The 7065-nt window shown below is 41.2% G+C and carries 9 protein-coding genes; all 9 read left to right on the forward strand.

Annotated elements, in window-relative coordinates; translation table 11 throughout:
- Positions 1-6 precede the first annotated feature (6 nt).
- A complete protein-coding gene (gene rnpM, locus HMPREF9180_RS03190) occupies positions 7-300 on the forward strand; it encodes an RNase P modulator RnpM (RefSeq protein WP_006144965.1) in 294 nt (97 codons plus the stop codon).
- Positions 293-592: a YlxQ-related RNA-binding protein gene (locus HMPREF9180_RS03195; RefSeq protein ID WP_006144966.1), complete on the forward strand. Its 300-nt coding sequence runs from the start codon at positions 293-295 to the stop codon at positions 590-592. Before rnpM ends, HMPREF9180_RS03195 begins: the two co-directional genes overlap by 8 nt.
- A gap of 16 nt (positions 593-608) precedes the next feature.
- Entirely contained in the window at positions 609-3350 is a 2742-nt protein-coding gene (gene infB / locus HMPREF9180_RS03200; protein WP_006144967.1) for a translation initiation factor IF-2, read from the forward strand.
- A gap of 250 nt (positions 3351-3600) precedes the next feature.
- Positions 3601-3951 carry a 30S ribosome-binding factor RbfA gene (rbfA, locus tag HMPREF9180_RS03205; protein ID WP_006144972.1) on the forward strand — a complete coding sequence of 117 codons (351 nt, stop codon included), beginning with the start codon at positions 3601-3603 and terminating at the stop codon, positions 3949-3951.
- Between the two features lie 146 nt (positions 3952-4097).
- On the forward strand, positions 4098-4877 hold the full coding sequence (locus tag HMPREF9180_RS03210) for a hypothetical protein (RefSeq protein WP_006144973.1): 780 nt from the start codon (positions 4098-4100) through the stop codon (positions 4875-4877).
- Between the two features lies 1 nt (position 4878).
- The gene (locus HMPREF9180_RS03215; protein ID WP_006144974.1) at positions 4879-5061 is read left to right on the forward strand and encodes a hypothetical protein; all 183 of its coding nucleotides are present in this window, start codon (positions 4879-4881) and stop codon (positions 5059-5061) included.
- A gap of 153 nt (positions 5062-5214) precedes the next feature.
- Positions 5215-5448, forward strand: coding sequence for a DUF1858 domain-containing protein (locus HMPREF9180_RS03220; RefSeq protein ID WP_006144975.1), 234 nt, complete (start codon positions 5215-5217; stop codon positions 5446-5448).
- A complete protein-coding gene (locus HMPREF9180_RS03225) occupies positions 5448-6782 on the forward strand; it encodes a DUF438 domain-containing protein (protein WP_006144976.1) in 1335 nt (444 codons plus the stop codon). The genes HMPREF9180_RS03220 and HMPREF9180_RS03225 overlap by 1 nt, the downstream gene beginning before the upstream one ends.
- A 9-nt stretch (positions 6783-6791) precedes the next feature.
- Complete coding sequence (locus HMPREF9180_RS03230) at positions 6792-7046, forward strand: DUF1912 family protein (protein ID WP_004251830.1); 255 nt, start codon at positions 6792-6794, stop codon at positions 7044-7046.
- The last annotated feature ends 19 nt before the right edge of the window (positions 7047-7065 follow it).

Raw genomic sequence — 7065 nt, forward strand, 5'->3', positions numbered from 1 at the left:
GGAAAGATGAAAACAAGAAAAATCCCTTTGCGCAAGTCTGTTGTTTCCAACGAAGTGATTGACAAGCGAGATTTACTCCGTATTGTCAAGAACAAAGAAGGAGAGGTCTTTATCGACCCGACAGGCAAGGCTAATGGTCGTGGCGCTTATATCAAGCTAGACAATGCAGAAGCCTTAGAGGCAAAAAAGAAAAAAGTCTTTAACCGTAGCTTTAATATGGAAGTTGAAGAAAGCTTTTATGACGAGTTGATCGCCTATGTTGATCACAAAGTAAAAAGAAGAGAGTTAGGACTTGAATAAGCAAAAAATAAGTAATCTCTTGGGATTGGCTCAGCGAGCGGGGAAAATCATCTCGGGTGAAGAAATGGTTGTCAAAGCCATTCAAGACCGGAAAGTTAAATTGGTATTTCTAGCTCATGATGCTAGCCCAAATCTAACCAAGAAGATTCATGATAAAAGTGACTATTATCAAGTAGAAGTTATTACCGTGTTTTCAACACTGGAATTAAGCATAGCAGTTGGAAAATCAAGAAAGGTTTTAGCTGTGACAGATGCTGGATTTACAAAGAAAATGAGGTCTCTTATGGAATAGAAGAGGAGGACATGATTTGTCTAAGAAAAGATTGTACGAAATCGCAAAAGAACTTGGAAAAGAAAGTAAAGAAGTTGTAGCGCGTGCAAAAGAGTTGGGCTTGGAAGTGAAGAGCCACTCGTCAAGCGTTGAAGCCGATGTTGCTGAAAAAATCGTAGCTAGCTTTAAACCTGCTGCTCCTAAAGCAGAGGCAAAACCTGTAGCACCAAAAGCAAGTGAAGCGAAGGTAGAAAAGAAATCTGAAACACCAGTAGCTTCTAAGGAAGAAAAAGTAGTAGCTGCTAGACCACAGAGCCGAAACTTCAAAGCAGAGCGTGAAGCTCGTGCAAAAGAGCAGGCAGAACGACGCAAGCAAAACAAGGGCAACAACCGCGACCAACAACAAAACGGAAACCGTCAAAAGAACGATAACCGTAATGGCGGAAAACCAGGTCAAGGAAACCGCGACAACCGCCGTTTTAATGACCAAACTAAGAAACAACAAGGTCAAGGGAATCGTGGGAATGATCGCCGCCAACAAGCCGATAATCGTCCCAACCAAGCTGGTCCACGTATTGATTTCAAGGCTCGTGCAGCAGCCCTGAAGGCAGAGCAAAATGCCGAATACGCACGCTCAAGCGAGGAACGCTTCAAACAGTCTCGGGAAGCTAAAGAAGCCTTGGCTCAAGCTAACAAGCGCAAAGAACCAGAGGAAATCTTTGAGGAGGCTGCTAAACTAGCTGAACAAACTCAGCAAGTGGTTGAAGTAGCTCCTGTAGTCAAAGAGCCTGTAGTGGATACACGTCGTAAAAAACAAGCCCGACCAGACAAAGATCGTGATGATTACGATCGCGAGGAAGATGGTCCAAGAAAACAACAAAAGAATCGAAGTAACCAAAATCAAGTGAGAAATCAAAAGAACAGTAACTGGAATAACAATAAGAAAAATAAAAAGGGCAATAAGCAAAATAACCATAATCAGGCTTCAAAACCTGTTACAGAACGCAAATTCCACGAATTGCCAACAGAATTTGAATACACAGATGGTATGACTGTTGCGGAAATTGCAAAACGTATCAAACGTGAACCAGCTGAAATTGTTAAGAAACTCTTTATGATGGGCGTTATGGCCACTCAAAACCAATCTTTAGATGGTGATACAATCGAGCTTCTCATGGTTGATTACGGAATTGAAGCGAAACAAAAAGTTGAAGTTGACAATGCTGATATCGAACGTTTCTTCGTAGAAGATGGTTATCTCAACGAGGACGAGTTGGTTGAACGTCCACCAGTTGTAACCATCATGGGACACGTTGACCACGGGAAGACAACCCTTTTGGATACGCTTCGTAATTCTCGTGTTGCGACAGGTGAAGCAGGCGGTATTACACAACATATCGGTGCCTACCAAATCGTCGAAGGTGGTAAGAAAATTACTTTCCTTGATACACCAGGACACGCGGCCTTTACTTCAATGCGTGCACGTGGTGCCTCTGTTACCGATATTACCATCTTGGTCGTAGCGGCTGATGACGGAGTTATGCCTCAAACTATCGAAGCCATCAACCACTCAAAAGCAGCTAATGTTCCAATCATCGTTGCTATTAACAAAATTGATAAGCCAGGTGCCAACCCAGAACGTGTTATCGGAGAGTTGGCAGAGCATGGTGTTATGTCAACAGCTTGGGGTGGAGATTCTGAGTTTGTAGAAATTTCAGCGAAATTTAACCAAAATATCGATGAACTCTTGGAAACTGTACTTCTTGTAGCTGAAATCCAAGAACTCAAAGCAGACCCAACAGTTCGTGCTATTGGTACCGTTATCGAAGCACGCTTGGATAAAGGGAAAGGTGCGGTTGCAACCCTCCTTGTTCAACAAGGTACTTTGAACGTTCAAGATCCAATCGTTGTTGGTAATACTTTCGGACGTGTTCGTGCCATGACTAATGACCTTGGACGTCGTGTTAAGGTTGCTGGACCGTCAACACCAGTTTCTATTACAGGTTTGAACGAAGCTCCAATGGCAGGTGACCACTTTGCCGTATACGAAGATGAAAAATCTGCTCGTGCAGCAGGTGAAGAACGTGCAAAACGCGCTCTTATGAAACAACGTCAAGTAACCCAACGTGTCAGCCTTGAAAATCTCTTCGATACTCTTAAAGCAGGTGAACTCAAGTCTGTTAACGTCATTATCAAGGCAGATGTACAAGGTTCTGTTGAGGCCCTTTCTGCCTCACTACAAAAGATTGATGTTGAAGGTGTAAAAGTTACAATCGTCCATGCAGCAGTTGGTGCCATCAATGAATCTGACGTAACTCTTGCTGAAGCTTCAAATGCCTTTATCGTTGGTTTCAACGTACGTCCTACACCACAAGCTCGTCAACAAGCAGAAGCAGACGATGTAGAAATCCGTCTCCACAGCATCATCTACAAGGTGATTGAAGAGATGGAAGAAGCCATGAAAGGATTGCTCGATCCAGAATTTGAAGAAAAAGTCATCGGTGAAGCAATTATTCGTGAAACCTTCAAAGTCTCTAAAGTGGGAACAATCGGTGGATTTATGGTTACCAGTGGTAAAGTTACCCGTGACTCTAAAGTCCGTGTCATTCGTGATGGTGTCGTTATTTATGATGGAGACCTCGCTAGCTTAAAACACTTCAAGGATGATGTCAAAGAAGTTACTAACGGCCGTGAAGGTGGTCTCATGATTGATGGCTACAATGATATCCAGACTGACGACGTGATTGAGGCCTATATCATGGAAGAAATCAAACGATAAGATTTTTGCTCCTTTCTTAGGTGGTGAGGGACGCAAGCAAACCGATGGTTTCATTGCTTATTTTTGAGCCTAGTGTCTCAAAAATCCCCTGTGATTGGACTGAATTATCAGTCCAATCACTTTCACCACGTCGAAAGAAGCAGATGAGTTCAAACTGAACTTCGTTTCAATTTGAACTGACAATCAATCAGTTTAAAAATAGCTAGGTCTGCTGGCCTAGCTTTTGATTCAATAGAGAGGAAGGAATAGCATGGCAAATCATTTCCGTACGGACCGTGTGGGCATGGAAATCAAGCGTGAAGTCAATGAGATTTTGCAAAAAAAAGTCCGTGATCCGCGTGTCCAAGGCGTGACTATCACAGATGTTCAGATGCTAGGTGATTTGTCTGTGGCTAAGGTCTACTACACCATTTTAAGCGACCTCGCTTCAGATAATCAAAAGGCTCAAATTGGTCTTGAAAAAGCAACTGGTACTATCAAACGTGAACTTGGTAACAATTTGAAATTGTATAAAATTCCAGACTTGACCTTCGTCAAAGACGAATCCATCGAGTATGGAAACAAGATTGACGAGATGCTACGCAATCTGGATAAGAATTAAGAAAGAGGGAAATCCCTCTTTTTTGTTTGGAAGAGTGAGGCTTTGTTGAACTCAAATTCCAATAAGAAAAAAGTTCTTAAAATTTCATTTCTCAAGTAAATATGATATGATATAGTTCAAATTGAAAGAAAAAGAGAACACTCAAGATGTCTAAACAAGATGTAGCTTTGCAAGTATTGCAACAAGTCGTGAAACTTCCTGTCGTCAAAGTTGATCGGTCAAAATTTTTAGTTGATAAATTTTCCAAAGTATTGAATCCCAAGGATATTCCTAGACTCTTAGAAGAAGGACCAACAGCCCTATTATCGCAAGATGTTTTAGATAAAGTTGCTGATTCTTGTATTAAGGATAATGTTTTATTAGCAAGTGGGACTTCTGTTATCGCTGGTATACCTGGAGGACTAGCCCTTGCAATCACTATTCCAACAGATGTGGCTCAATTTTATGCTTTTTCATTAAAATTGGCGCAAGAATTGGGATATATTTATGGTTATGATGATCTTTGGGCTTCTCGAAATGAATTAAGTGACGAAGCTAAAAATACACTCTTACTCTATCTCGGAGTTATGCTTGGGGTCAATAGTGCTGGAGCCCTTCTTCGGGTTGGAGGAGTTTCAGTTGCCAAGCATGTCATGAAAACAGTACCTCAAAAGGCTTTAGCTAAAACTTTGTGGTATCCTATTTTAGAAAAAGTTTTGAAAATTTTTGGGGTGAATCTGACAAGAGGAGGCTTTGCTAAAGGAATGGGCAAAGTTATCCCAATTCTAGGAGGTATTGTCTCAGGTGGTTTAACTTATACAACCATGAAGCCTATGGGTAAAAGTTTGCAAAGAGAATTATCCAAACTAGTCAATTATAGTGAAGCTCAGTATCAAAGAGATGTAGAAACGATTCGAAAAGAAGCAGAAATCATCGAAGGAGAGTAATATGGGTATCATAAAAATTCTGGCTAAAACTTATGGAAATTACTTTTTTACGATGCAAGGGCTCAAAGTCTTAAAAACGATGAAAAAGGATGAGAATATTGTTGTTGGCTTGGGTAAATTATTTATTGCAGATAAGCTAATGGATATGGCACAAGGATTGCTAAAATCAGATGATAAAGATTGAACGATTTCCGAGTGATTCAATCCTGGAATGGAGATAAGTGAAATAAATAACCTTATATAAAACTAGCAGGCTTGTACTGCTAGTTTTTTTATCCCATGCCTTGTGGTATAATAAGAAAAGAAAAACCAGTGAAAGAATGTAACGGAGGTTGTGATGGATAATATTATTGACGTTTCTATTCCTGTTGCGGAAGTGGTGGACAAGCATCCCGAAGTTTTGGAAATCCTAGTGGAGCTCGGTTTTAAACCTCTCGCCAACCCAATCATGCGCAATACAGTTGGTCGGAAAGTATCTCTTAAACAAGGCTCTAAACTTGAAGGAACTCCTATGGATAAGATTGTGCGTACACTTGAAGCAAATGGTTACGAAGTGATTGGATTAGATTAATGGCAGATGAACGAATTCATGTCCTTCGGGATATTTTATTAGAATTGCATAATGGGGCCTCTCCTGAATCCGTTCAGGAGCGCTTTGATGCAACCTTTACAGGCGTTTCAGCCATTGAGATTTCCCTCATGGAGCATGAGTTGATGAACTCGGATTCAGGTGTCACCTTCGAAGATGTCATGGAACTCTGTGATGTCCATGCTAATCTTTTTAAAAACGCCGTGAAGGGCGTTGAAGTTGAGGATACAGAACATCCAGGTCATCCTGTGCGTGTCTTTAAGGACGAAAATCTAGCTCTTCGTGCAGCCTTGATTCGTGTTCGTAGATTGTTAGACACTTATGAGTCAATGGAAGACGAGGAAATGCTTGCGGAAATGCGTAAGGGTTTGGTTTGCCAAATGGGACTTGTAGGGCAGTTTGACCGTCACTATCAACGCAAGGAAGAACTCTTCTTTCCTATCATGGAGCGTTATGGACATGATTCACCACCAAAGGTTATGTGGGGAGTGGATGACCAGATTAGGGAACTCTATCAAAAAGCCATGTCTACAGTCAAGTCACTACCAGAGGTATCCATTAGTACTGTAAAGAAAGATTTTGAAGCTTTTGCGACAGAATTTGAAAGTATGATTTTCAAGGAAGAGTCCATCCTTCTCATGATTCTGCTTGAATCCTTTACCCAGGATGACTGGATTCAGATTGCTGAGGAAAGTGATGCCTATGGATATGCTATTATCCGTCCGTCTGAGAAATGGGTTCCTGAACGTCAACCTTTTGTTGAGGAAAAAAGTGTAGAAGAACCAACTCAGCCAGAAACTGTAGATGGACAAGTTCAGCAAGTGATTGATACACCAGAAGGTCAGTTTACTATCACCTTTACACCAAAGGAAAAGGAATCGGTGCTAGATCGCAATAGCCAGCAGGCTTTTGGCAATGGCTATCTCTCAGTTGAACAGGCAAATCTAATCCTCAACCATCTACCTATGGAGATTACCTTTGTTAATAAGGATGATATCTTCCAGTATTATAATGACAATACTCCAGCGGATGAAATGATTTTCAAGCGGACACCGTCTCAGGTTGGACGAAATGTCGAACTATGCCATCCACCAAAATATTTGGAGAAGGTCAAAGCGATTATGCAAGGTCTTCGTGAAGGGAAAAAAGACAAGTACGAGATGTGGTTCAAGTCAGAATCACGTGGGAAGTTTGTCCATGTCACTTACGCAGCTGTCCACGATCAAGCAGGAGAGTTTCAAGGAGTCTTGGAATATGTTCAGGACATCCAACCCTACCGTGAGATTGATACAGACTTTTTCCGTGGATTAGAATAAGGAGAAAAAATGAGTTACGAGCAAGAATTTATGAAGGAATTTGAAGCCTGGGTTAATACCCAGATTATGATCAATGATATGGCTCTTAAGGAAAGTCAAAAGGTCTATGAAGAAGATCAAGATGAGCGCGCTAAAGATGCCATGATTCGCTACGAGAGTCGCTTGGATGCCTACCAGTTCTTGCTAGGTAAATTTGAAAACTTCAAGGCAGGAAAGGGATTCCATGATTTACCAGAAGGTTTGTTTGGCGAGAGAAATTATTAATGTTTAGAAATTAGAAAGG

The organism is Streptococcus peroris ATCC 700780 (genome assembly GCF_000187585.1).
In the GTDB taxonomy this organism is placed as follows: domain Bacteria; phylum Bacillota; class Bacilli; order Lactobacillales; family Streptococcaceae; genus Streptococcus; species Streptococcus peroris.